Annotated in this window: 23 protein-coding genes; 11 read left to right on the top strand and 12 right to left on the bottom strand. The window is 42.0% G+C overall.

Features of this window, described 5'->3' with window-relative positions:
• The first annotated feature begins 153 nt into the window (after window positions 1–153).
• Together SFC47_RS15010 and bshB2 are read left to right on the top strand one after the other, a co-directional pair.
• Complete coding sequence (locus SFC47_RS15010) at window positions 154–504, top strand: YojF family protein (RefSeq protein ID WP_411255277.1); 351 nt, start codon at window positions 154–156, stop codon at window positions 502–504.
• A 19-nt stretch (window positions 505–523) separates the two neighbouring features.
• Window positions 524–1,195 (top strand): bacillithiol biosynthesis deacetylase BshB2, encoded by a 672-nt coding sequence (bshB2, locus tag SFC47_RS15005; RefSeq protein ID WP_411255106.1) that lies wholly within the window; start codon window positions 524–526, stop codon window positions 1,193–1,195.
• Window positions 1,196–1,721: 526 nt separating this feature from the next.
• Here the strand turns inward: bshB2 and SFC47_RS15000 are convergent.
• A complete protein-coding gene (locus SFC47_RS15000) occupies window positions 1,722–2,465 on the bottom strand; it encodes a Crp/Fnr family transcriptional regulator (RefSeq protein WP_411255105.1) in 744 nt (247 codons plus the stop codon).
• Window positions 2,466–2,712: 247 nt separating this feature from the next.
• Here SFC47_RS15000 and SFC47_RS14995 point away from each other — a divergent pair, with 247 nt between their 5' ends.
• The 7 genes from SFC47_RS14995 to SFC47_RS14965 all read left to right on the top strand — a co-directional run bounded on the left by SFC47_RS14995 (window position 2,713) and on the right by SFC47_RS14965 (window position 9,344).
• On the top strand, window positions 2,713–3,156 hold the full coding sequence (locus tag SFC47_RS14995; protein WP_411255104.1) for a cytochrome C: 444 nt from the start codon (window positions 2,713–2,715) through the stop codon (window positions 3,154–3,156).
• A 16-nt stretch (window positions 3,157–3,172) separates the two neighbouring features.
• Entirely contained in the window at window positions 3,173–5,041 is a 1,869-nt protein-coding gene (gene nosZ, locus SFC47_RS14990; RefSeq protein ID WP_411255103.1) for a Sec-dependent nitrous-oxide reductase, read from the top strand.
• A 65-nt stretch (window positions 5,042–5,106) separates the two neighbouring features.
• A complete protein-coding gene (locus tag SFC47_RS14985; RefSeq protein ID WP_411255102.1) occupies window positions 5,107–5,673 on the top strand; it encodes a hypothetical protein in 567 nt (188 codons plus the stop codon).
• A complete protein-coding gene (gene nosD, locus SFC47_RS14980; protein WP_411255101.1) occupies window positions 5,670–7,010 on the top strand; it encodes a nitrous oxide reductase family maturation protein NosD in 1,341 nt (446 codons plus the stop codon). Before SFC47_RS14985 ends, nosD begins: the two co-directional genes overlap by 4 nt.
• The gene (locus SFC47_RS14975) at window positions 6,974–7,771 is read left to right on the top strand and encodes an ABC transporter permease (protein ID WP_411255100.1); all 798 of its coding nucleotides are present in this window, start codon (window positions 6,974–6,976) and stop codon (window positions 7,769–7,771) included. Before nosD ends, SFC47_RS14975 begins: the two co-directional genes overlap by 37 nt.
• The gene (locus tag SFC47_RS14970) at window positions 7,768–8,445 is read left to right on the top strand and encodes an ABC transporter ATP-binding protein (RefSeq protein WP_411255099.1); all 678 of its coding nucleotides are present in this window, start codon (window positions 7,768–7,770) and stop codon (window positions 8,443–8,445) included. The genes SFC47_RS14975 and SFC47_RS14970 overlap by 4 nt, the downstream gene beginning before the upstream one ends.
• Window positions 8,442–9,344, top strand: coding sequence for a FixH family protein (locus SFC47_RS14965; protein ID WP_411255098.1), 903 nt, complete (start codon window positions 8,442–8,444; stop codon window positions 9,342–9,344). Before SFC47_RS14970 ends, SFC47_RS14965 begins: the two co-directional genes overlap by 4 nt.
• Before the next feature lie 96 nt (window positions 9,345–9,440).
• On the opposite strand, the gene SFC47_RS14960 is transcribed toward SFC47_RS14965, so the two are convergent.
• From SFC47_RS14960 to SFC47_RS14945, 4 genes are all read right to left on the bottom strand, one after another.
• Window positions 9,441–9,674, bottom strand: a complete 234-nt coding sequence (locus SFC47_RS14960) for a hypothetical protein (RefSeq protein ID WP_411255097.1) — start codon at window positions 9,672–9,674, stop codon at window positions 9,441–9,443.
• A 22-nt stretch (window positions 9,675–9,696) separates the two neighbouring features.
• Window positions 9,697–10,776 (bottom strand): PQQ-dependent sugar dehydrogenase, encoded by a 1,080-nt coding sequence (locus tag SFC47_RS14955; protein WP_411255096.1) that lies wholly within the window; start codon window positions 10,774–10,776, stop codon window positions 9,697–9,699.
• Between the two features lie 15 nt (window positions 10,777–10,791).
• Window positions 10,792–11,646 carry a Cof-type HAD-IIB family hydrolase gene (locus tag SFC47_RS14950; RefSeq protein ID WP_411255095.1) on the bottom strand — a complete coding sequence of 285 codons (855 nt, stop codon included), beginning with the start codon at window positions 11,644–11,646 and terminating at the stop codon, window positions 10,792–10,794.
• A 74-nt stretch (window positions 11,647–11,720) separates the two neighbouring features.
• Entirely contained in the window at window positions 11,721–12,386 is a 666-nt protein-coding gene (locus tag SFC47_RS14945) for a DNA alkylation repair protein (RefSeq protein WP_411255094.1), read from the bottom strand.
• A 149-nt stretch (window positions 12,387–12,535) separates the two neighbouring features.
• On the opposite strand from SFC47_RS14945, the gene SFC47_RS14940 reads away from it, so the two are divergent.
• Window positions 12,536–12,691 (top strand): hypothetical protein, encoded by a 156-nt coding sequence (locus tag SFC47_RS14940; RefSeq protein ID WP_411255093.1) that lies wholly within the window; start codon window positions 12,536–12,538, stop codon window positions 12,689–12,691.
• A gap of 108 nt (window positions 12,692–12,799) precedes the next feature.
• Here the strand turns inward: SFC47_RS14940 and SFC47_RS14935 are convergent, their stop codons facing one another.
• The 3 genes from SFC47_RS14935 to SFC47_RS14925 form a co-directional block, all read right to left on the bottom strand.
• The gene (locus SFC47_RS14935; RefSeq protein WP_411255092.1) at window positions 12,800–13,921 is read right to left on the bottom strand and encodes a PRK06851 family protein; all 1,122 of its coding nucleotides are present in this window, start codon (window positions 13,919–13,921) and stop codon (window positions 12,800–12,802) included.
• Window positions 13,922–13,999: 78 nt separating this feature from the next.
• Window positions 14,000–14,476, bottom strand: coding sequence for a Cys-tRNA(Pro) deacylase (gene ybaK / locus SFC47_RS14930; RefSeq protein WP_411255091.1), 477 nt, complete (start codon window positions 14,474–14,476; stop codon window positions 14,000–14,002).
• 108 nt (window positions 14,477–14,584) lie between these two features.
• Window positions 14,585–15,049 (bottom strand): hypothetical protein, encoded by a 465-nt coding sequence (locus tag SFC47_RS14925; RefSeq protein WP_411255090.1) that lies wholly within the window; start codon window positions 15,047–15,049, stop codon window positions 14,585–14,587.
• 277 nt (window positions 15,050–15,326) lie between these two features.
• On the opposite strand from SFC47_RS14925, the gene SFC47_RS14920 reads away from it, so the two are divergent.
• Window positions 15,327–17,135 (top strand): TIGR04190 family B12-binding domain/radical SAM domain protein, encoded by a 1,809-nt coding sequence (locus SFC47_RS14920; RefSeq protein ID WP_411255089.1) that lies wholly within the window; start codon window positions 15,327–15,329, stop codon window positions 17,133–17,135.
• Window positions 17,136–17,817: 682 nt separating this feature from the next.
• On the opposite strand, the gene SFC47_RS14915 is transcribed toward SFC47_RS14920, so the two are convergent.
• From SFC47_RS14915 to SFC47_RS14900, 4 genes are read right to left on the bottom strand one after another with little or no spacing between them, the layout of a single operon-like run.
• Window positions 17,818–18,525, bottom strand: a complete 708-nt coding sequence (locus SFC47_RS14915) for an ABC transporter ATP-binding protein (RefSeq protein ID WP_411255088.1) — start codon at window positions 18,523–18,525, stop codon at window positions 17,818–17,820.
• Window positions 18,525–19,304 (bottom strand): ABC transporter ATP-binding protein, encoded by a 780-nt coding sequence (locus tag SFC47_RS14910; protein ID WP_411255087.1) that lies wholly within the window; start codon window positions 19,302–19,304, stop codon window positions 18,525–18,527. The genes SFC47_RS14915 and SFC47_RS14910 overlap by 1 nt, the downstream gene beginning before the upstream one ends.
• Window positions 19,279–20,253, bottom strand: a complete 975-nt coding sequence (locus tag SFC47_RS14905) for a branched-chain amino acid ABC transporter permease (RefSeq protein ID WP_411255086.1) — start codon at window positions 20,251–20,253, stop codon at window positions 19,279–19,281. Before SFC47_RS14905 ends, SFC47_RS14910 begins: the two co-directional genes overlap by 26 nt.
• A 17-nt stretch (window positions 20,254–20,270) precedes the next feature.
• Window positions 20,271–21,149, bottom strand: coding sequence for a branched-chain amino acid ABC transporter permease (locus tag SFC47_RS14900; RefSeq protein WP_411255085.1), 879 nt, complete (start codon window positions 21,147–21,149; stop codon window positions 20,271–20,273).
• Window positions 21,150–21,271: the final 122 nt, after the last annotated feature.

Genomic DNA, 21,271 nt, shown 5'->3' with positions numbered 1-21,271 from the left:
GAGCGGAAACTAATTTCCTAGGTTAACACAGCCTAAATAAAAAATAAGTCGTACATTTCGCTTTTTCAAAGTGATTTTAGTATGATAGTTACATTAATAAATACACTAGTTGATAGATTACATACCATGTATAGGGAAAGGAGAAAAGTAATGATGGAACCGATTAAAAATCATCTCCAGGTTCAAAAAGAAATTAACCGATACGCGAATCAGGATGTTTACATTCACCTGGAAACAACCAATGGTGCCTACGCATCCCACCATGATCAAACCTTCTTCTCAGCAGGTGCCTATATTCGAAATGCTCTGGTCCGTTACGAACATGGGAAAATCACTGGAGGCGACCCCTATCGTGTGGGCCTAAAAATCAACCTTGGCTGGATTTATGCGGAAGGTCTCACTCATTTTGAAGTCGATGAACAAGACCGCCTGCTGTTAGCAGGACATGATAACAAAGGGAAACTCGCGGTTGCACTTGAAATCAGCCCTACACCGTTTGAGTAAAGGAAAGGAGGAACCTTTTATGGAAAAAGAACGTCAACTATTAGTCATCTTTCCACATCCGGATGACGAAGCTTTTGGAGTATCTGGAACCATTGCCACCCATGTACAAAATGGTACTCCTGTCACTTACGCATGTTTAACCTTGGGTGAGATGGGGCGTAACATGGGGAATCCCCCTTTTACCAACCGCGAAAATCTCCCGAAGATTCGAAAAGAGGAGCTTAAAGCGGCCGCTGATGCCTTAGGGATTCAGGATCTGCGAATGCTCGGGTACCGTGATAAAACGGTCGAGTTTGAAGATGATGAGGTATTAGCCAATGCCATGTTGTCGTTGATCAGTGTGGTAGATCCATCCCTTGTGATCACTTTTTATCCAGGCTATTCTGTTCACCCCGACCACGATGCGACCGGTGCGGCGGTCGTAAGGGCACTAGAAAAGATTCCGGCTGACAAAAGACCGAAGCTGCACTGCGTTGCTTTTTCAAACAATTGTGTGGAAGAACTCGGTGAGGCCGACATTGTTCTTAATATCAGTGCCGTTGCTGATAAAAAGCTCGCTGCAATTCAAGCTCATCGTTCCCAGACGGAGCAAATGTTTGGAGACGTGACAGAAAAGCTGAAGAATCAAGACCCGCAGATGATGGTCTGGATCAATAACGAACGCTTTTGGACGTATAAATTCGATTCATAATCGTTTTTCTCGAGTTCATGAAGCCCAGAGTCTGTTGAGTTTTCTTAAAACGAGTCTCATGACCACTTCATGGATCCCAAAATCGGTTGAGTTCCCTTAAAACAGGCCTCATGACCACTTTATGGAGCCCAAAATCGGTTGAGTTCCCTTAAAACAGGCCTCATGACCACTTCATGAAGCCCAAAATCGGTTGAGTTTCCTTGAAACAGGTCTCATGACCACTTCATGGAGCCCAAAATCGGTTGAGTTCCCTTAAAACAGGCCTCATGACCACTTCATGGAGCCCAAAATCGGTTGAGTTCTATTGAAACAGGTCTCATGACTACTTCATGGAGCCCAAAATCGGTTGAGTTCCCTTAAAACAGGCCTCATGACCACTTCATGAAGCCCAATCCTAGATGATTTCTCTTAAACAGGTTTCATGGCCGCTTCATAAAGCCCAATCCTAGATGATTTTTCAAAAAAAGGGGCTCATACCAACTAACATATACCTAAAAAACCTTCGTCAAAAAGCGGCGAAGGTTTTTTAATAAACTGGATTCATCAACGTGCACAGCTTGCACATATCAAGAATGATAATTTTCCTCGATTTCATATCAATAATGCCCTCTTTTTTCAACTTCGAAAATACTCGGCTCACACTTTCCCGTGAGGTCCCCACTACCGTTGCAAACTCTTGAATCGTCAACGGGATTTCAATGTCCCATCTTGTGGCTGACGTATTAAATTTATTGCCTAACCGCTCTAACGTCTTCACCGTCTTCGCATACACATCTAACAAAGCAACGTCTCGTAAGGTTGACGTCATTTCACGAAGCGAATCGCTCATGTATTCAATCAATTGAACCGCAAGATCGGGATATTCATGGAGACCCTTCTCTAATTCCAGTTTATCTAAAAAGAACAACTGGCCGTCCTCTAGCATCGTGGCCGTCGCCGGATAAAGCTCTGAGGTTTTCGAGAACAAACAAGCCTCCGCAAACACATCACCCTTTTGCTTCATACACACAATGATTTCATTGCCATTTTCATCCTGCTTCGTCAGCTTGACTGCACCAGAGTGAATGAAAAACACCCCTTCTGCAACCTCATCTTCACAGATAACCTGTACCCCTTTTTTAATGGTTAACGATTGAATACGGTTGGCGATTAAATGAATGGATTTGGCCGATAAATCCTTAAAAATGACAATTTTCCGGAGAAAGTCTTCAATTTTTAACTCTCTCACTCTAGCTAATGGCTGTTCCTTTAATGCATGTACGGGATTCATTCCAGTTCCTCCTTTCTATCTTTTATCAAGGCTGTGAATCCATCAGATGTTACATCCATTGTAGTGAAAATCCCTCCCTCTCGAAGTGATAAATTTCACAAAACGTTCAATTTCCGAAAACCCTGTCATTTCAAGCCCCTTCACAAAACGTTCAAAGTTGGATAAAAAAATGTGAGAAACGTCACATTTTAAAACTTGAATTCAAATTAGGATGAAGGTGTTCATTAGACATAAAGGAGGGGGAAGTATGAATAAGGCGATTATCAGCTTTGTCGTCAGCATTGTCATTGGTTTTGGTCTTGGGTACTTAGTATTTGGCGTTATTATGGGAGATTCCGATCAACAGCCTCAGGTCGCTCAAACAGAACAAACAGACACAGCAAGTGAAAAAGAGAGTCAAAAGGAAGAACCAAAAGAGGAAACAGCAGCGGTAGATGCCGATAACATCCTAAACAGTAAAGGCTGTCTTGGCTGCCACGCAGTGGATATGCTTGGCCTAGATGGCGGGGCAACCGGCCCAGATCTTTCCAAAGCATTTACTGAGGTAGAAGGAAAGCATGGCAAGTCTCTTGATGAATTCTTAAAAGAACCAACTTCAGCGGTTATGTCGAGCGTAATTGGCGGCAGCCCGTTAACAGATGAAGAACGCACGCAAGTGTTAGATATGTTGAAGCAAGCATCAGAAAAATAATAAGGTGGTGTAATTGATGAAAAAATGGGTTCCTATCGCCTCTGGATTACTAGCAGGATTTGTAGCAGCAACGATCTCCTTTGCTGATTTTTCAAAGAGTACCAACAACCAGGTTGCTTCTAGTAATACCAAAAGCGATGCAGAAAAAGTTTATGTACCATTTGGTGAAAAAGATGATTACTACCTATTCGCATCAGGCGGTCACTCCGGACAAATGTTTATCTACGGTGTTCCATCGATGCGTCACATTCGAACGGTTCCTGTATTTTCACCAGATTCTGCAACAGGATATGGATTTGATGAGCATACGAAGAAATTGATGGGTGACTATACGTGGGGAGACCTGCATCACCCGGCATTCTCAGAAACAAATGGTGACTATGACGGTAAGTATATGTTCGCAACGGATGTCGGAAACAGCCGTGCCGCTGCCATGGACTTAGAAACATTTACCGTAAAGGACATTATCAACGTTCCAAATACAAGCGGTCCGCACTGTGCGGCCTTCGTTACCGAGAACACAGAGTACATGTTCCTGCCAACACGGTTTGCCGTTCCTATTGGCTCTGAGTATAAGTCATTGGACGAGTACAGCCAGCAGTACCGCGGCGTAATGTCTGCCGTAACGTTTGACCAGGACAAAGACAAACTTAATGTTGCTTACCAGGTTGCTCTTCCGCCATGGTCTTATGACCTATCTGACGCTGGTAAAAAGGAATCTGGCGACTGGGCCGTTATGACAACGTATAACACAGAAGAAGCTACAACTAACCTTGAAATAAACGCATCACAAGCGGACCGTGACTTCATTGTTCTTTTTAACTGGAAAGAGCTTGAGAAAATGGTTGCGGACGGTCAGTATGATGAAGTTACAGGTCAAAAAATGATTTTCCCTGAAAAGCATAAAGGCGGCATTTACCTCGTTCCTGTTGCGAAATCACCGCATGGCGTGGACGTAACTCCTGACGGAAAGCACTTTATTGCTTCTGGTAAACTAGCACCAGCTATGACAGTATTCTCGTTTGAAAAAGCATTCGAAGCGATCGAAAAGCAAGATTTCGCTGGCGAGCGCAATGGTATTCCGATTATCAACTACGATTCTATTATGGAAAGAGAAGTTAACCCTGAAAATGCCCTTGGACCGCTTCATACTCAATTCGATGACAAAGGAATGGCGTATACAACAATGTTCATTTCTTCTGAAATCGTGAAATGGGATCCAAAAACAGGCGAAACGCTAGACCGTGTACCTGTTCAATATTCACCAGGACACTCTGTAGCTGCCGAAGGTGACACCGTTGCACCAGATGGAAAATGGCTGATTGCATTGAACAAAATTGCCAAAGACAGTTATTTATCGGTAGGACCTTCACATCCTGAGTCCATGCAATTAATCGATATCAGCGGCAAAATGAAGGTTATCCAATCTTCACCAGTTAACCCTGAACCGCACTACGCACAAATCATTAAGGCAGATAAGATTAAAACGATTGAAGTTTATGAGAAGGATGAAAACAATAAGCTTGCGACATATAAGCAGGACCAAGCTAGAATTGAACGGAATGGAAACGAAGTTCATGTCTATGGTATTGCAATGCGGTCGAAGTTTATCTTTGATGCAAAAGCAAAGCGTCCTGATGTAATTGAAGTCAATCAAGGAGATAAGGTGTTTATCCACTTAACGAACACGGATTTTGATGAGGATATTACCCATGGATTTGCCATCAACCAATACGACTTAAACATTGAGGTTCAGCCAGGTCAAACCAATACAATCGAATTTACTGCAGACAAAGCAGGTACATTCCCGCTTTACTGTACTAACTTCTGTTCCGCACTGCACCAAGAAATGACCGGCTATTTCCTTGTAAAGCCTAGTAAATAAATCGGATGATGGGTATCAATTGATTCAATTGGTACCCTTCTCCGTTTAGAAAGGACTTGTTTTACATGAAAGCTAAAAAATTATCACTTGTGTCATCACTGGTGATTACGCTGGCAGCAGCTTTAGTGGTACTATCACTATACTTTCCGTGGTGGCAAATGATTTTCTTTGCGCCGCAGTATCCAGAAGGATTAAATATTATCGTTCACCCCAATAAGCTCGAAGGTGAAATTGATATCGTTAACAGCTTAAATCACTATATCGGCATGGATAATTTCAGTGAAGAGAACTTTCCTGAGTTAGCTTATCTATCCTACTTAGTCATCGGTCTAGCTGCTCTTACACTCTTAACAGCCATCCTGCGTAAAAAGGCAGTGCTGTACGGTTTAATTGGTCTGTTTGTCATTGGCGGCAGTCTTGGTGTTTGGGATCTGACCCGGGCACTACGTAAATTCGGCACGAACTTAAGTCCAACAGCGCCAATCAAGGTTGACCCATTTGTTCCGCCGCTTTTAGGGCATAATACAGTTGCAAACTTTGTTACTGAGAGTGTTCTAGGTTACGGTGCGTATTTCCTTATTGCAGCCTTTCTTTTATTACTGATTCCGTTATGGAAGGATCGAACAAGATGAATAAATTTCTGCTCTTTCTATTCGTTTTCTCTGTCACCTTTTGCCTTAGCCCTGAGAAAAATTATGCTGCCGAAAACTTGCAAGCCATGATCGACAGCTTGGAAGAAGGAGCAGTATTGCAGCTCGAAGGTAAAACGTATGAAGGCAATATTGTCATCAACAAACCCATTACGATCATTGGAAAGGCTAAGACCGTTATCAAGGGAGACGGTACGGGGAACGTTATCTCCATCAAAACTCCACATGTAACGCTTAAGAAACTGAATGTTAAAAATAGCAGCATGGACCGCAACTCTGCAGAGGAATATGCCGGCATTAAGATTCATACCAACAACAATGTTGTGGACCATGTCAAAATTACGGATTCCTTTCACGGAATTTATTTAAGCCAGGCACATGAAAATACCATCACTCATGTTGAAATAAAAGGAATGGGCAAAGGAGAAATTGCAGCACAAGGTAACGGAATCCATGTCTATTATGCGAACAAGAATCTTTTATCACATAACACCATCGAAGGCACCCGTGATGGAATGTTCTTCGATTATGGCAACAACAATGAAAGCTATGAAAATAATATAAGCAATACGCGGTACGGTCTGCATTACATGTATTCTGATGAAAATATTTTTAAAAATAATACCTTTACCATGAATACGGGCGGCGCTGCGGTCATGAATTCTAATCACCTGGTCCTAGAGGATAACCATTTCATCGTAAATTACGGAAACCAATCATTCGGTTTATTACTGCTTCAAGCGAATGATAATCAAATAAAAAATAATACCTTTTACATGAACCAAAGAGGTATTTATATCGACCAAGCCACAAGAAATTTGATAGAAGGCAATTCAATCACTCAAAACCAAATTGGAATTGAGCTTTGGGCTAGTTCGAATGAACAAATCTTTACGGAAAACTTACTTACTGAAAACACTATTCCCGCCGTGACAATAGGAGGAACAGGAGAAAGTAATTTTTGGAGCCACAATGGCAAAGGAAATGACTGGGGAGATTCCTTCCCGCTCACTGATTTAGACCAAAACGGCATTGGGGACTTTCCTATAACCTATAAATCTTCGCTTTATCAGCTAATCGAAGATCAAGAATTAGCTTATTTATTTTTAAAAAGCCCAGCACTAGGCATCTATGAAAAAATGAATGCACTATTAGCGGATGATAAAGTGATGTTCCATGATCCACATCCGCTCACAGCTGAAAAAGGAAATAATCATTTGATCCTTTTTGCAGCGTTAGGGCTCGCCGCAGTGCTGATATTACTTAAAGGGAGACATTTACTATGCATTACATTTGGAAGGAATGGAAGGAAAATATAAGAGGAAAAGGATTATGGCTTGCTCTAAGCATTATTGTTCTGATATCAGTCAGCATCTTGTTTCGTTCCACTGCCCTTTCATTTGATAAAGGCTACTATGTTCTCTTAATTAATTTGTTTGATACAATTATTTACTTTATTCCGATCCTCTGCTTGTTTATCGGCGCCTTTTCGGTTTTTCAGGAAAAGGAACAAAAGACATTAATCATGCTGCTGACAAAAAAGGATTCCTATGCAAGCTTTCTATTAAAGAAAAGTGCGGGGCTGTATACGGTAGTCCTTCTGCCCATTCTGGTCTGGTTTTTTCTTTACCTGCTATTGCTCAAGTTTAACTTCCAGCTTGATATGAAGGCATATTTCGTCTTTATTATCGGTATTGTGACTCTATCACTTGTGTTTTTGCAGATGGGAGCGGCAATCGGCAGCTTCAGCTCTTCCAGAATGCAGATTATCGGCTATACGATTTTTGTCTGGTTTTACTTTTTCTTCTTGCACGACTTTATTTTGCTCTCGTTTTTACCTGATGTGACCCATGATAATGTAAAGCTATTTTCATCACTGTATTTCTTAAATCCACTGCAGTCTGTTCGAATGTTCTTAGAAACCGGGATGGATGTTTATTCGTTCGGTCATATGTCACGGCTTCTGCAAGCCTTCATGTGGACAAAACCAGCATTCTTCCTGCTTTATAATCTAGTGTTTTGGCTTATTACTTCCATCGTCACTGGTATTGTTTTTCACCGTAAGGAGGGATTCGAATGATTACGGTATCTGACTTAAACCAATCCTTCGGAAAAAAATTAGTTCTGGAATCTATTAATATTGAAATTAACAAACATGAGATTTGTGCCTTAGTTGGCCGGAATGGTGCTGGAAAGTCTACCTTTATCAATAGTCTTCTTGGGCTCCTTCCTGTTAAACAAGGCTGTATTACCATTAACGGCGTTCACGTAACCAAGAAAAATCAGGACTGGAAAAAGGCGATCGCCTATCTGCCAGAGAAATTCATGCTCTATCCGATGCTGACGGGTCTTGAGAATATCACCTTCTTTGCTGAAGCAGTCGGTAAGACAGTAGACCATGACACTATCGAGAGTGTCCTTAAGTCAGTAAGTTTGTGGGAAGACCGCACTGTTCAGGTCAAGAAGTATTCAAAGGGTATGCTGCAGCGCCTCGGGCTGGCCATCACCCTTTATCAGGATTCTAGTATCTTGATTCTCGATGAGCCTACGAGCGGGATTGATCCAATGGGACGAAAGGAAATATTAGAAGTGTTAAAGTCGCTTCATGATAAAACGATCCTGCTTTCATCTCACCATCTTGATGAAATTAAACAGGTTTGTACCCATGTTGCCTATTTAAATAATGGAAAAATGGAGAAATACACCGTTGAGGATTTTCTACAAACACATAATCTTGGAGGGATTGAATCATGAAAAAAGCGATGATGCTGGCCGCACTGCTGCTTTTAGCCATACTAGCAGGCTGTAGTGCCGACCCTGAGTATAATATTGAAGTGACAAAACCGATTTATCAGCTGGCTGATAAAGAATTGCCTTTTGAAATCAAAGTTACAGAAAAGGATGAAGCAGTCAGCGGACTTAACGTATCAGCTGAGTTTTCTATGACCAATATGGACCACGGCACAACGGAAGTTGAACTTACAGAAGAGGAAGCTGGGATTTATTCTGGGAAAGTTGAACTCCCAATGACCGGGAAATATGAAATTTTCTTTGTGTTAGAAAAGGACGGGAAAAAGGCAGAAAAGGTCATCAATTATGAGGTCAAAGAATCAAAAGGCGTGGCTTCGATTAACGGAGAATGGATTACGAATGAAGATATCGAGTTTTACAAGTTTATCAACTATCTCCAGCTTGCCATCAACCGTGAAACCGATCAAAAGCGTTATACAGGCGACCAGCTAAAAGAAGCCTTATCTTACTGGGATTCTCAGGAAAAGCTTGTGGAAGACCAAAATCAATTATTAACGCAAATCATCCGCCTTCGCTCCATGGCGATGCTCGCTGAAGAAAAAGGACATTCCGCGAGTGACGCAGAAGTTGAAACAGAAATGAATAAAGTCCGGAGTCAATACAACCAGTTTGAATCGGCCAAGGCCATGATCAGCGAATACGGAGAAGATAAGTTTTGGGAAACTGAAAAACAACAATATCAACTTATTGTCCTCTCCCAAAAAGTACAAAAAGACATCATCGAAAAAGTAAAAAAAGAAAACCCAAAAATGGGCCAGCAGGAAATCAACTTCCAAGCCCAAAAACAATACGAAGAACTGCTAGTCTCGCAGGTTAACTCAATGGAAATAGTCATCCTATAATTCATTCACCACAGGCGCCAAATATACAAAAACCGCTGCATAAACAGCGGTTTTTGTATATTTGGTGCCTGTCACCATTGCTGTCACCATTAGCCATTATACCTCGGGTGTGTTGATGATTTTAAGGGTTTTGAAGCCTAGGTTGATTTTGTAGTTTAGGTTCCAGTTTGCGCCATGGATTTCGATTTCGTTTTCTTGGAGGGTAAATCTGAGCATGACGTCATTGTCTTCGTCGATGATGGCGTAAGAGTTTTTGTTTGTAAAAATTTGATAGGTTGGATGAGCAATCAGTGTCCATCCGTATTGCAGTTTATTGCTTTTCGTCGTCATCTTCACACCAGCCTTTACCACTTTATTTCAAATCCGCTAGCAATACACGATACAATTTATCATCCTTTTCGTCCGGATTTCCCCTGCCGTCTGTATTGTTGCTGACAAAATAGAGGTATTCACCATCTACAAAAACGTCACGAATCCGTCCTAATCCTGTTATAACTGGACTTGTCATCTTCTTGTCTAAATCAAATTCTCTAACTGCATTTCCTCTAAGTGTTGCAGCATACAACTTTCCATCCAAAATGGCCATTCCTGAAGGTGCCCATGTTTCATTACCTGAATGAAACAATGGCGTCTCCATCCCTGCTTTCCTTTCACTTCCCTGAATGACCGGCCATCCATAGTTACCGCCAGGTTTAATCAAATTGATTTCATCATGTGCCGATTGACCATGCTCACTCGAATATAACGTATCACCGACCCACACAAGCCCCTGAGGATTCCGATGACCATAGCTGTACACATAGGAATCAGCAAATGGATTATCCTCTGGAATGGTGCCATCGACATTCATCCTTAGTATCTTTCCATTTAGGGACCCCAGATCCTGTGCCAGCTCTGGGGTAGTTGCATCTCCAGTGGTAATGTACAGTTTTCCATCAGTTCCAATCTTCAAACGGCCGCCATGGTGATATGCAGCGCTTGGAATACGGTCAAGAAGGACTGTGTCCTCTGTCCACTTATTCCCTTCAAGCTTGAGAACAACTACTCTGTTAAACTGTCCCTGTCCATTGTCATACGTATAGTAGGCATAAGCCTTTTGGTTATCAGGAAACCCTGGGTCGAGGACAAAGCCAAGCAGTCCCGCTTCAGCTGCCTTCGAGAGCGGCTTTTCCAAAACCACTTGCTGCCGTTCACTTTTTCCACTAACAATTTTCACAATACTTCCTGTTCGTTCACTCACATAAAAAACCTGATTCACCTGATTAATAGACCACGGAACCCGTAATTCTTCTGCCACCACTTCAATCTCTGGCTGCTGGAAAATCGCCTCATCCTCTTGCTGGTCTTTTGGCTGCAGGTTTTCTTTTTCAAAAAGAGAACAACCTGATAACAGTAAAATCATTAGTAAAAAAACAGAACGTACTTTGCCCATCGATTTCTTCCCTTCCTATAAAACTTCCAGAATTGCCTTGGCTACCCCATGTTCATCATTTGTCTCTGTTATCACATCACATAGCGATTTTATTTCATAGGCTGCATTCCCCATCGCTACGGCTCTTCCGACTCTTTCCAGCATTGAGACGTCATTAAAACTATCACCCATTGCCATAGTCTCACCTAATTGAATTCCCTTTGCTTTCACAAATGCTTCAAGTGCGATACCCTTTTGTGCGTTCTTATTGGTAATTTCAAGGTTTTCATGTCCAGAGCTGGAAACAACGAGATCTTCTAACTCATGAAGTTCTGCAGCTGCAGCCTCCAGCCTCTGGGTGTCAAAGGAAAATGCTAAAAGTTTATAAATTTGTACTTCATCATCACAAAAAAGAAGGTCATAGCTTTCAATTCCGTGAACCAAACCATCTCGAATTCTAGCTCCCGCCGCATAGTGGACTTGTTCCTGATCGGCGTCAGGATTGGCGCTGACTACAATATCCACTATTATAGAAACTGCCTTTTCTAGGTCAACACTGTATGTGCCTTTGTTCGTGTAAGCTTCAAAATAGATATCACGCTTTGTCAGCATGTCTGCTGCCTTTTTCGCATCTTCTTTACGAAGGGGTACAGAAGAGAGAACTTCACCTTCTTTAGTACGTACCTCCGCACCGTTGACACCAATAACTGGGCATTGTAACCCCGCTGCATCTAAGACATAGCTTGCTTCTTGATATGACCTTCCTGTTGCGACAACCACTTCAATTCCCTGTGATTGTGCTTTTAAAATCGCCTCTTTGTTTTCCGGGCTGATTTGTTGAACGGAATTCAATAATGTTCCATCCATATCTGTTGCAATACACTTAATCATGTTGTTCACCTGTTTTCCTTTTCAAAGTTACTGCCATTCTAACATGATTCCACTAGACATTTTCACCATTCTGCTCACGAAAGATACTTACTTCCTTCTCTTACACTTAATGGAGCAAGAGTATTTCCTTCGATAAACGCCTTCACAGACACAGGATTACTTTTCGAGTATTCTCGTAATGCCCAGCCAATTGCCTTTTGAATAAAAAACTCCTTACTTTCAGCATTCTTAATGATGTAGTCATAAAGGAGGCCCTCATTGGTCTCGTGCTTATATTTTAATTGAAAAAGAATAGCACTTCTCCGCAGCCAAAGGTTATCATTGACCGCCCAGCCATCAATTGTCTCTTGTATAACCTCAGGATATTTGCGGGCGATTTCCCCAACCAGCGGGGCAATAGAGTCCACACTATCCCACCATGATTTTGTGGTAATCAACTCTTCGAGGAAAGGAATCACGCTCTTTGGCAGTTTCTTTATGTACTTCCCTATATAGGTAATCGCTGTATAGTGATATTCTCTTTCTTCCTTCTCCCAAAGCCCTGTCACAAATTCTTGTTCAAATGGCTTTTTCAAGATCTCAGTTTCTTTAAAGAATTTTCTTTCCAGCTCTTTCCGGAGCGGTGACTTTATTCCTAAGAAAGGGAATTGATCTTTCATATACTTTTTCATCGGGCCGGCATTTTCATCATTCGAGTTCTCTTCAAACAAGGCAGCAAGTCTTTCTATTTCTTTTTTCAACAATCCTTCACTCCTAAAAAAAATTCTATCCTTTTATTTTGCTCTCCTAGTTATTCGGATAAACCCATTCTATCCCCTCTATTAAGGTGTATAAACACTTTCACAAATGCCAAACTAAACTGTACCCATTGATGAAAGGAGAAGGAACTATGACAAAAAAGGTTAATAAAGGCAGTAATAATCAAAATTCTCCGCAGGCAGGACATGCCGAAGCTGAATTCGCAAGTGAGTTTGTCAGCGGCGATAACAGCAAGGGAAATAAACGAAATAAGAGCCAGCAAAGCAAAACCAATCCACATAATTAGAAAAGCGGAAGGCGCCTGCTTATTGGCTTATGACCCGATCCGGGTGGCGCCTCGCGCTGGACAGTACTAATAAAAGCCGGCTTTCCTACAAGGAAAACCGGCATTTTACTATTGGATACTTACCGTATCCGCTGATTCAAGTTCTCTAATTTCTTCCGCAATTCTGTTTTGAATTTGTTCAACCACAGAAAAGTCCATTGCAGGGACATAAATGGCCTCAAGCTTATCATGAAGTTCCTTTGCTCTCGCCAAATATGAGATTGCTTCTTTCATTTTACTTTTATAGCTTGCCGCAATCGGTTTAATTTGGTCTTCATAAATTTCATCGGTTCCCGGTGTAATCAGAAGCTCATACATATCGATGATTTCATCGCCGGCACGGCTTGGGAAATACTCGTGCGGGGCCGTACTATCAAATATGGCAATGCCAAGCTCTCTAAAAATAACCATATCCAGGCTGTTAGGGTCAAAACCGCAGTGAAATACCTCGATATCAATTCCTCTTGCTTCTGCAGCAACTGCTAACTTCTTTAACATGGTTGACTTTCCAGAACCCGGGCGTCCTTTAATAAAATAACGCTTTTCTATATCCTCTGTTAAATTCGGGACAAAGTCGACAGCTCCTTTTGGTGTCGCCGCCCCTAAGAATCGGTGACGGATATCAGATTGCTTATTAATTTTCAGCTTGCCGAAAAAGGATTGAATTAATTTATTTGTCAGCTGGTCTGCCTTTTCAAAATCCATGTTATCAATATAAATTTTCTCCCAATCATCATGCACATCTAATGCCTGCTTAAAGGTTGAGTAGGCTAAATGAAAAGAAGCACTAATTTGTTTCGTTAACCGTTCAATGTTCTTTTTCTCTGCACCAAGAGCCTTCGTATCCCATGCCTCACCCAGATTTATATACTGTTCAACCGCACCCGGAGCCTTAGGCTCAATGACGTGTGGAGCAGTACCATCAACGATTCCCACCTTTAAGGCGTGGATGATGACACCATCAATGGAATCGTTGTCTGACGAGCAATGTAAGTATTCGATATCATATCCCTTTTCGACCCATTCATTGCCTATTTTTTTCATCAATGAAGATTTTCCAGTCCCAGGACCACCTTTAAGAATATAGACTCTCTCTAGTCCTTGGAGATTTGATTCATATAGGCTGTGAAACCCTCTAGCTGTATTCCCGCCCGCATAGTAATTTTTGACCTTTCCTGCCACACTAAACATCTCCTTTACGTGACATTGCTTCTCATCAATTCACCATATCCTATGCAAAGCAACTTTTATGGGTGAATGCCTATTGCACTATTTTCTAACCTCTATCGTTTCAGCCTTTGTCAGGATTATTAACACTTTCGGCTCTATCACCATTTGCACACCTATTTTTCCAGCACTGACTACCATCTTAGAAAGCGCTAAGCAGCTATCGTCTAAAAATGTCTTGTACTCTTTTTTCATGCCTACAGGTGAGCAGCCGCCGCGGATGTAACCCGTCCATTTCTGAATATCCTTAACCGGAATCATCTCCACTTTCTTTTCCCCAGCAGCCTTTGCCGCTTTTTTCAAATCCAGTTCCGATTCAACCGGTATCACATAAACATAGATTGTTTTACTTGCTCCTTGCGCCACAAGCGTTTTATATACCTCACGGGCTTCTCTGCCTATTTTCGCTGCAACAGAAACCCCATCGATTTTTCCATCCTGATTATCGTATGTAAGCACCTCATAGGCGATTCTTTTTGCATCGAGTATCCTAATAGCGTTTGTTTTCACCTTTGCCATTTTGCTTCATCCTTCAGTTTTTTTACAATCATTATACCAATTATCACCAGCAAAACTATAAAAACGGGGTCATGAACCCTGCGGCTTACCACCCCGTTTCCTAAAGAACTATGAACATCTAAATGAACGAATTCTCCTTAGATCTGTTCCATAATATACCCAGCGGAAGTTCCTCCAGCGATATCCGGCAACTGAATCTCTTCCAACAAAGGTTGGGTAAAACCAGAAACTGCTGCCATTGTTTAGCCAGATAAAGGTAAAGCGGTAAAGGCAGCCTCTGATCGCTCCCGGGTCAACAGCAAATAAAGAGGCTGATTCCTGCGGCGTGTAGGATGGCGGCGGTGAAGATGGCGGTCCGCCTTGTTGTTGTCCTCCTCCAAATGGCGGGAAACCTTGCTGGCCGCCGCCAAATCCAGGAGGAAGAAATCCTGGCTGTTGTCCACCTCCAAACCCAGGGGGCGGGAATCCTGGCTGCTGGCCGCCGCCAAACCCAGGGGGCGGGAATCCTGGCTGCTGGCCGCCGCCAAAGCGTGAAGGGATAAAAGGCATATCATAACCATAATTCAAGGGCATAATCCTCCTTTAATATGTTTTCCCTCTACTATATGTTCTCTGCCCAATATGGTGAGAGGCCAGCCTTTTACACCGAATCTCCACATTGTTGTCACCCGTTTGTCACTCTATTATTCCTCTAATATAGTAAACTTAAAGTAGTTAATAAATATTTACAAAAGTGGTTTTGATAAACATTTAGCCGGTTTATCACTTTGCCACATTTAATACAAAGAAATCATGTGAATTATTTCACAATTATAGTGATATATTATTAAAATCGAAAAGGGTGGCTTATATGAAGTATGATTTAGTCCTTTTACACGCACCAAGTGTTTATGACTTCCGAAAAAATTCCCTGCTGGCAGGGCCAATAAGCGATGTAGTGCCGTCATCACCAGTATTTGAAATGTATCCGATTGGCTTAACAAGCATTGCTGATTATCTAGAACGGTACGGCCTTCGCGTTAAAATCATTAACATCGCAAACCGAATGCTGATGAGTGAGAAATTCGATGTTGAAAAGAAGCTTAGTAAAATAAAAACTCGTGCTTTTGGAATTGACCTTCACTGGCTGCCGCATGCGCATGGCAGTATCGAACTTGCGAAAATTGTTAAAAGGCTGCATCCTGATACTCCTATGATTTTCGGAGGCTTATCTGCAACCTACTACCACAAAGAATTAATTGATTATCCATTTATTGATTTCGTTATGCGCGGAGATTCAACTGAAAAGCTTATGCTTCTCTTGATGAATAAATTGGAGCTTGGAAACACGCACTATGCTGATATTCCTAACTTAACATGGAAAAAGAGCGGTGAGGTCGGCTATAACCCTATCACCTATGTACCAAAAGATTTAGACGATCTTGACGTCCCAGGCTATCGCTACACCGTCCGGTCTGTGTTTAAATATCGTAACTTCCTAGATCCGCTGCCATATAAAGGATGGCTGGAGTATCCTAATACTGCGTTACTCACAGCAAGAGGCTGTTCGCAAAACTGTCTCATCTGCGGCGGTTCAAAAGATGCCTATGATCAAAACTGCGGCAGAAGCTCTCTGGCACTGCGCTCACCAGAAAAGCTAATAGATGACATTCAGTTTATTTCACGCTTCAGCCGTGCACCCATCTTCATCCTCCACGATTTAAGGCAGGGCGGACGTGAATATGTAAAAGAGTTCTTCAGCCGGCTGAAAAAATTGAATCTCAAAAACGAAATTGTCTTTGAATTATTCCAATACGCGGGCGAAGAGTTTTTCCAAATGATGAATGACAGCTGTGCTAAATACAGCATTGAGATTACCCTGGAAACCCATGATGAAAAAATTAGACGTTATAACGGTAAATTCAACTGCACTAACCCTAAAGTAATTGAAACGCTTAATTTTGCCTTAAAGCATGGAGCAAAAAAGATAGACCTATTCTTTATGACTGGTATTCCTAGTCAAACGTATCAAAGTGCCATTGAAAACATTGATTTCTGTGAACAAATTCATCTTGCTTGTAATCAAGACCCTAGACTATTCTACTTTGTAGCGCCGCTTGCACCGTTCCTTGACCCTGCAAGCCCGGCATTTGAAAATCCAGAGCTTCACGGCTTCAAGAAATTCTGTCATACCCTAGAGGATCACCGCAAGGCGATTACCCAGCCATCCTGGAAGCATATGCTCAGCTATGAAACAACACAAATGACACGTGATGATATCGTCAGGTCCACCTACGATTCTGCTCAGAAATTAAATGACTTTAAACTAAAATATGGCCTTATTGACCAAGCTGGCTATGATGAAATCAAAGGAAAAATTGAGAAATCACAAGCCTATATTGAAAAAATTGATTATGTTCTTTCCCTGCCTGAAGAAGAGCAGAAGGCAGAATTGGACTTAATCCAGAAGGAAATTGAAGAATTAAATAAATACAGTATCTGTGGTAAAAACGAGTTGAAGTGGGAGGTACAAAAGAATTACGCAAACTTCTTCTCCTTGGCTTTAGTTGGTTTAGAGCAGCTGTATGAAGAGTATGCAACAAAGATCAAACATGCCTTACAGCCTAAGCTGCGTCATCAATTCAAACTAGAAACAGAACGACATAAGGCTAAGATATAAGAGAGTGTTTTCTGGTATCCGAGAGTGTTTTCTGGTATCCGAGAGTGTTTCCTGGTATCCGAGAGTAACCTCACGCTATCCGAGAGTGTTTCCCGATATCCGAGAGTAATCTCACGCTATCCGAGAGTAATCTCACGCTATCCGAGAGTGTTTCCTGGTATCCGAGAGTAATCTCACGCTATGCGAGAGTAATCTCACGCCATCCGAGAGTATTTTCCGTTATCCGAGAGTGTTTCCCGGTATCCGAGAGTAACCTCACGCTATCCGAGAGTATTTCCCGGTATCCGAGAGTAACCTCACGCTATCCGAGAGTAATCTCACGCCATCCGAGAGTATTTTCCGTTATCCGAGAGTGTTTCCCGGTATCCGAGAGTAATCTCACGCTATCCGAGAGTAACCTCACGCTATCCGAGAGTATTTTCCGTTATCCGAGAGTGTTTCCCGGTATCCGAGAGTAACCTCACGCTATCCGAGAGTGTTTCCCGGTATCCGAGAGTAATCTCACGTTATCCGAGAGTGTTTCCCGGTATCCGAGAGTAATCTCACTCTATCCGAGAGTAACCTCACGCCATCCGAGAGTAACCTCACGCCATCCGAGAGTAACCTCACGCCATCCGAGAGTATTTACCTATATCCGCAAAAAGACGTGTGAATTATATTTTCACACGTCTTTCTGCTGTTATTAATGGCCGCCCAAGTAAGCCATTCGGATTTGATCGCTCTGGTTTAACTCCTCGGAGGAGCCGGAGATCACGATTTTCCCAGTCTCAATAACATAAGCTCGGTCAGCAATGGATAACGCCATGTTAGCATTTTGCTCAACTAACAGAATCGTAGTGCCTGTTTGATTAATTTCCTCGATAATTCGAAAAATCGTCTTAACTAAGAGTGGTGCGAGCCCCATTGATGGTTCGTCCAGCAGTAAGAGCTTAGGACGTGCCATCAAGGCTCTGCCCATTGCGAGCATTTGCTGTTCACCGCCTGATAACGTACCAGACAATTGCTTACGCCGTTCAAGTAGACGAGGGAAGAGGTGATAGACCTTTTCAAAGTCCTCTTTAATCCCTTGTTTATCCTTGCGTAAATAAGCTCCTAATTCAAGATTCTCTTCCACCGACATGTTAGCAAACACACGACGGCCTTCAGGAACATGGGAAAGTCCTTGCTTTACGATAGACTGAGCAACTTTGCCTGAAATTGACTGCCCTTCAAACAAGATATTTCCATTCTTTGGCTTAAGTAAGCCGGAAATTGTTTTTAACAGCGTGCTTTTCCCCGCACCATTTGCTCCAATCAAGGTTACGATTTCCCCTTGATTAATATCAAGTGAAACGCCCTTCAAGGCATGAATATTACCATAGTACACGTTAATATCCTCAATTTTCAGCATTACGAAACCTCCTCTCCAAGATACGCTTCGATGACTTTTGGATTATTTCTGATTTGTTCAGGAGTCCCCTCTGCAATAAGCTGACCATGGTCGAGTACATAAATACGCTCACAGACACCCATTACAAGGAGCATATCATGCTCAATCAAAAGGATGGTTAAATCGAACTTCTTACGGATTAAAGCAATTAAATTCATTAGCTCTTCTGTTTCCTGCGGATTCATACCCGCTGCAGGTTCATCGAGCAGAAGGAGCTTCGGATTAGCTGCGAGTGCTCTCGCAATCTCGAGACGGCGCTGCTGGCCATACGGGAGATTCTTTGCTGTTTCATGCATGACCGTATCAAGATTGAAAATTTTAAGAAATTCAACCGCTTTTTCTTCCATATACTTTTCTTCTGAAAAGTGCTTAGGGAGGCGGAAGATTGAACTCATAATCGAATGCTTTGCCAGTGAGTGGTAAGCAACCTTAACATTATCAAGCACAGACAATTCATTAAACAAGCGGATATTTTGAAAGGTTCTGCTTATGCCCTTTTTAGTAATCTTATAGGGAGCCAAACCATTTAATTTATCTCCATCTAATTCTATACTGCCTTCTGTAGGCACATATACTCCAGTTAACAGGTTGAAAAAAGTCGTTTTACCGGCACCGTTTGGTCCAATCAAACCTACTAATTCACCTTGCTTTAACTCGAGGTTCACGTCTGAAACAGCCTTTAATCCGCCGAAACGGATGCCTGCATTATTTACCTTAAGCAACGGTGTTTTTGCTGCCATGAGCTGATCCCCCTTTTGCAGACTTTCCAAACTTAAAGAATGAGGTCAATTCTCTTGTTCCCATCAGTCCCTGTGGACGGTAAAGCATCATAATGATTAACACTAAGCTGTAGATAATCATCCGCAGTTCTGGATAGCTTTGGAGGAATGTAGAGACAATTGTTAACAAAATCGCAGATAAAACGGCTCCAGACAAGCTTCCCAATCCGCCAAGAACAACAAAGATTAAGATATCGAAAGACTTTAAGAAACCGAAATTCGTCGGCTGGATAATGAAAAAGTTGTGTGCATATAATGCCCCGGCAACACCTGCAAAAAAGGCACCGATGGCAAATGCAATGACCTTATAGTAAGTCGTGTTGATCCCCATGGCATCCGCTGCGATTTCATTTTCTCTAACAGAGATACAGGCGCGTCCATGTGTTGAATTGGTAAAGTTTCGAATGACAAGAATTGTTAAAAGGATACTGCCAAATAGCCATGGCCAAGTTGTAAGCTGGGTAACCGTCATCCCGCTTGCTCCGCCAACATATTCAATATTTAAAAAGACAATCCGGACAATTTCACCAAACCCAAGTGTAGCAATTGCCAGATAATCTCCTTTTAGCCGAAGTGTAGGAATTCCAATAATTAAGCCTGCAATCGCAGCTGCAACTCCACCCGCCAATAATCCAAGCGAGAAAGGAAGTTCTAATTTCATCGTAATAATGGCAGAGGCGTAAGCACCCACAGCCAGGAAGCCTGCATGTCCAATCGAAAACTGTCCAGTAATTCCAATGATTAAATGTAAGCTGGCAGCAAGAATAATATTAATACCAATAAAGTATAATGTGTTCACATAGAAGAAGTTAATTATTTCTCCGGTAATTAAAAATTGCATGACAACACCAAAAACAATGGCTAAAACGATCGATGACCAAAAACCTTTCGCTGTCTTGAGTATATTCATTTCAGCTGCGCACCCCCTTACACTTTTTCCCGTACATTTTTACCGAATAAACCGGCTGGACGGAAAATCAAAATTAAGATCAATACAACAAATGCTACCCCATCACGCCATAGTGAGAAGCCTGCAGCACTTACCAGTGATTCAATAACACCTAATAACAGCCCGCCGACCATCGCGCCTGGAATAATTCCGATACCGCCTAATACGGCTGCAACAAAGGCTTTAAGACCTGGGATAATTCCCATTAAAGGTTCGATTTTTGTATAATACATCCCGAAGGCAACACCCGCTGCTCCCGCTAACGCTGAACCAATCGCAAAGGTTGCGGAAATCGTATTATTAACGTTAATTCCCATCAATCTCGCTGCATCCATATCATGAGAAACAGCACGCATGGCTTTCCCAATTTTTGTTTTATGCACGATAAATTGTAAAAGAATCATTAATACTACAGAGGTACCTAAGATTAGCAATGACTGGCTGCTGATCTTTACTCCCAGGAAATCAAGGCTTGTTGCCGGAATTAAGTCACCAGGATAAGCTTCTGGCTGGGCACCGCGTACATAAATAACTCCATATTCAATTAACAGTGATACCCCAATTGCGGTAATAAGAGCGGCAATCCTAGTGGCATTACGTAAAGGTTTGTAGGCAATTCTTTCAATGAGAACCCCTAAAATGGCACAGGCTGTCATAGCAATAAGCAGGGAAGGGAAGAATCCTAAATCTAATATAGTAATAGAATAAAAACCAATAAATGCACCGACCATGAAGACATCTCCATGGGCAAAGTTAATTAATTTTACGATACCGTAAACCATCGTGTAACCAAGGGCAATCAAGGCATAAATACTTCCTAACGACACCCCGTTGACCAGCTGTTGTAAAAATTCCATGTCTAAGTCTCCTCCTAAAATAAGGAAAGTATCTTCTAAATAAGGAATAGGGAGACCTAACGCTCCCTATTCATTTGTCTATATTTGTTTGTCCGCTTTTTTTTATTAGCCAGCTCCAGCGC

It is taken from the genome of Neobacillus niacini, from assembly GCF_046591715.1.
GTDB classification, from domain to species: Bacteria; Bacillota; Bacilli; order Bacillales; family Cytobacillaceae; genus Neobacillus; species Neobacillus niacini_L.
This window is presented reverse-complemented; position numbering and strand designations above follow the sequence as displayed.

What these genes read in the sequence shown, in the direction of transcription:
- nosZ (WP_411255103.1), top strand. Translation starts at nt 3,173, where the DNA reads ATGAAAAAATGGGTTCCTATCGCCTCTGGATTACTAGCAGGATTTGTA.
- SFC47_RS14920 (WP_411255089.1), top strand. Translation starts at nt 15,327, where the DNA reads ATGAAGTATGATTTAGTCCTTTTACACGCACCAAGTGTTTATGACTTC.
- SFC47_RS14940 (WP_411255093.1), top strand. Translation starts at nt 12,536, where the DNA reads ATGACAAAAAAGGTTAATAAAGGCAGTAATAATCAAAATTCTCCGCAG.
- SFC47_RS14960 (WP_411255097.1), bottom strand. Translation starts at nt 9,674, where the DNA reads ATGACGACGAAAAGCAATAAACTGCAATACGGATGGACACTGATTGCT.
- SFC47_RS14970 (WP_411255099.1), top strand. Translation starts at nt 7,768, where the DNA reads ATGATTACGGTATCTGACTTAAACCAATCCTTCGGAAAAAAATTAGTT.
- SFC47_RS14995 (WP_411255104.1), top strand. Translation starts at nt 2,713, where the DNA reads ATGAATAAGGCGATTATCAGCTTTGTCGTCAGCATTGTCATTGGTTTT.
- SFC47_RS14955 (WP_411255096.1), bottom strand. Translation starts at nt 10,776, where the DNA reads ATGGGCAAAGTACGTTCTGTTTTTTTACTAATGATTTTACTGTTATCA.
- SFC47_RS14975 (WP_411255100.1), top strand. Translation starts at nt 6,974, where the DNA reads ATGCATTACATTTGGAAGGAATGGAAGGAAAATATAAGAGGAAAAGGA.
- SFC47_RS14925 (WP_411255090.1), bottom strand. Translation starts at nt 15,049, where the DNA reads ATGCCCTTGAATTATGGTTATGATATGCCTTTTATCCCTTCACGCTTT.
- SFC47_RS14985 (WP_411255102.1), top strand. Translation starts at nt 5,107, where the DNA reads ATGAAAGCTAAAAAATTATCACTTGTGTCATCACTGGTGATTACGCTG.
- SFC47_RS14950 (WP_411255095.1), bottom strand. Translation starts at nt 11,646, where the DNA reads ATGATTAAGTGTATTGCAACAGATATGGATGGAACATTATTGAATTCC.
- SFC47_RS14910 (WP_411255087.1), bottom strand. Translation starts at nt 19,304, where the DNA reads ATGGCAGCAAAAACACCGTTGCTTAAGGTAAATAATGCAGGCATCCGT.
- SFC47_RS14905 (WP_411255086.1), bottom strand. Translation starts at nt 20,253, where the DNA reads ATGAATATACTCAAGACAGCGAAAGGTTTTTGGTCATCGATCGTTTTA.
- bshB2 (WP_411255106.1), top strand. Translation starts at nt 524, where the DNA reads ATGGAAAAAGAACGTCAACTATTAGTCATCTTTCCACATCCGGATGAC.
- SFC47_RS14915 (WP_411255088.1), bottom strand. Translation starts at nt 18,525, where the DNA reads ATGCTGAAAATTGAGGATATTAACGTGTACTATGGTAATATTCATGCC.
- SFC47_RS14900 (WP_411255085.1), bottom strand. Translation starts at nt 21,149, where the DNA reads ATGGAATTTTTACAACAGCTGGTCAACGGGGTGTCGTTAGGAAGTATT.
- SFC47_RS15000 (WP_411255105.1), bottom strand. Translation starts at nt 2,465, where the DNA reads ATGAATCCCGTACATGCATTAAAGGAACAGCCATTAGCTAGAGTGAGA.
- SFC47_RS14935 (WP_411255092.1), bottom strand. Translation starts at nt 13,921, where the DNA reads ATGTTTAGTGTGGCAGGAAAGGTCAAAAATTACTATGCGGGCGGGAAT.
- nosD (WP_411255101.1), top strand. Translation starts at nt 5,670, where the DNA reads ATGAATAAATTTCTGCTCTTTCTATTCGTTTTCTCTGTCACCTTTTGC.
- SFC47_RS14965 (WP_411255098.1), top strand. Translation starts at nt 8,442, where the DNA reads ATGAAAAAAGCGATGATGCTGGCCGCACTGCTGCTTTTAGCCATACTA.
- SFC47_RS15010 (WP_411255277.1), top strand. Translation starts at nt 154, where the DNA reads ATGGAACCGATTAAAAATCATCTCCAGGTTCAAAAAGAAATTAACCGA.
- ybaK (WP_411255091.1), bottom strand. Translation starts at nt 14,476, where the DNA reads ATGGCAAAGGTGAAAACAAACGCTATTAGGATACTCGATGCAAAAAGA.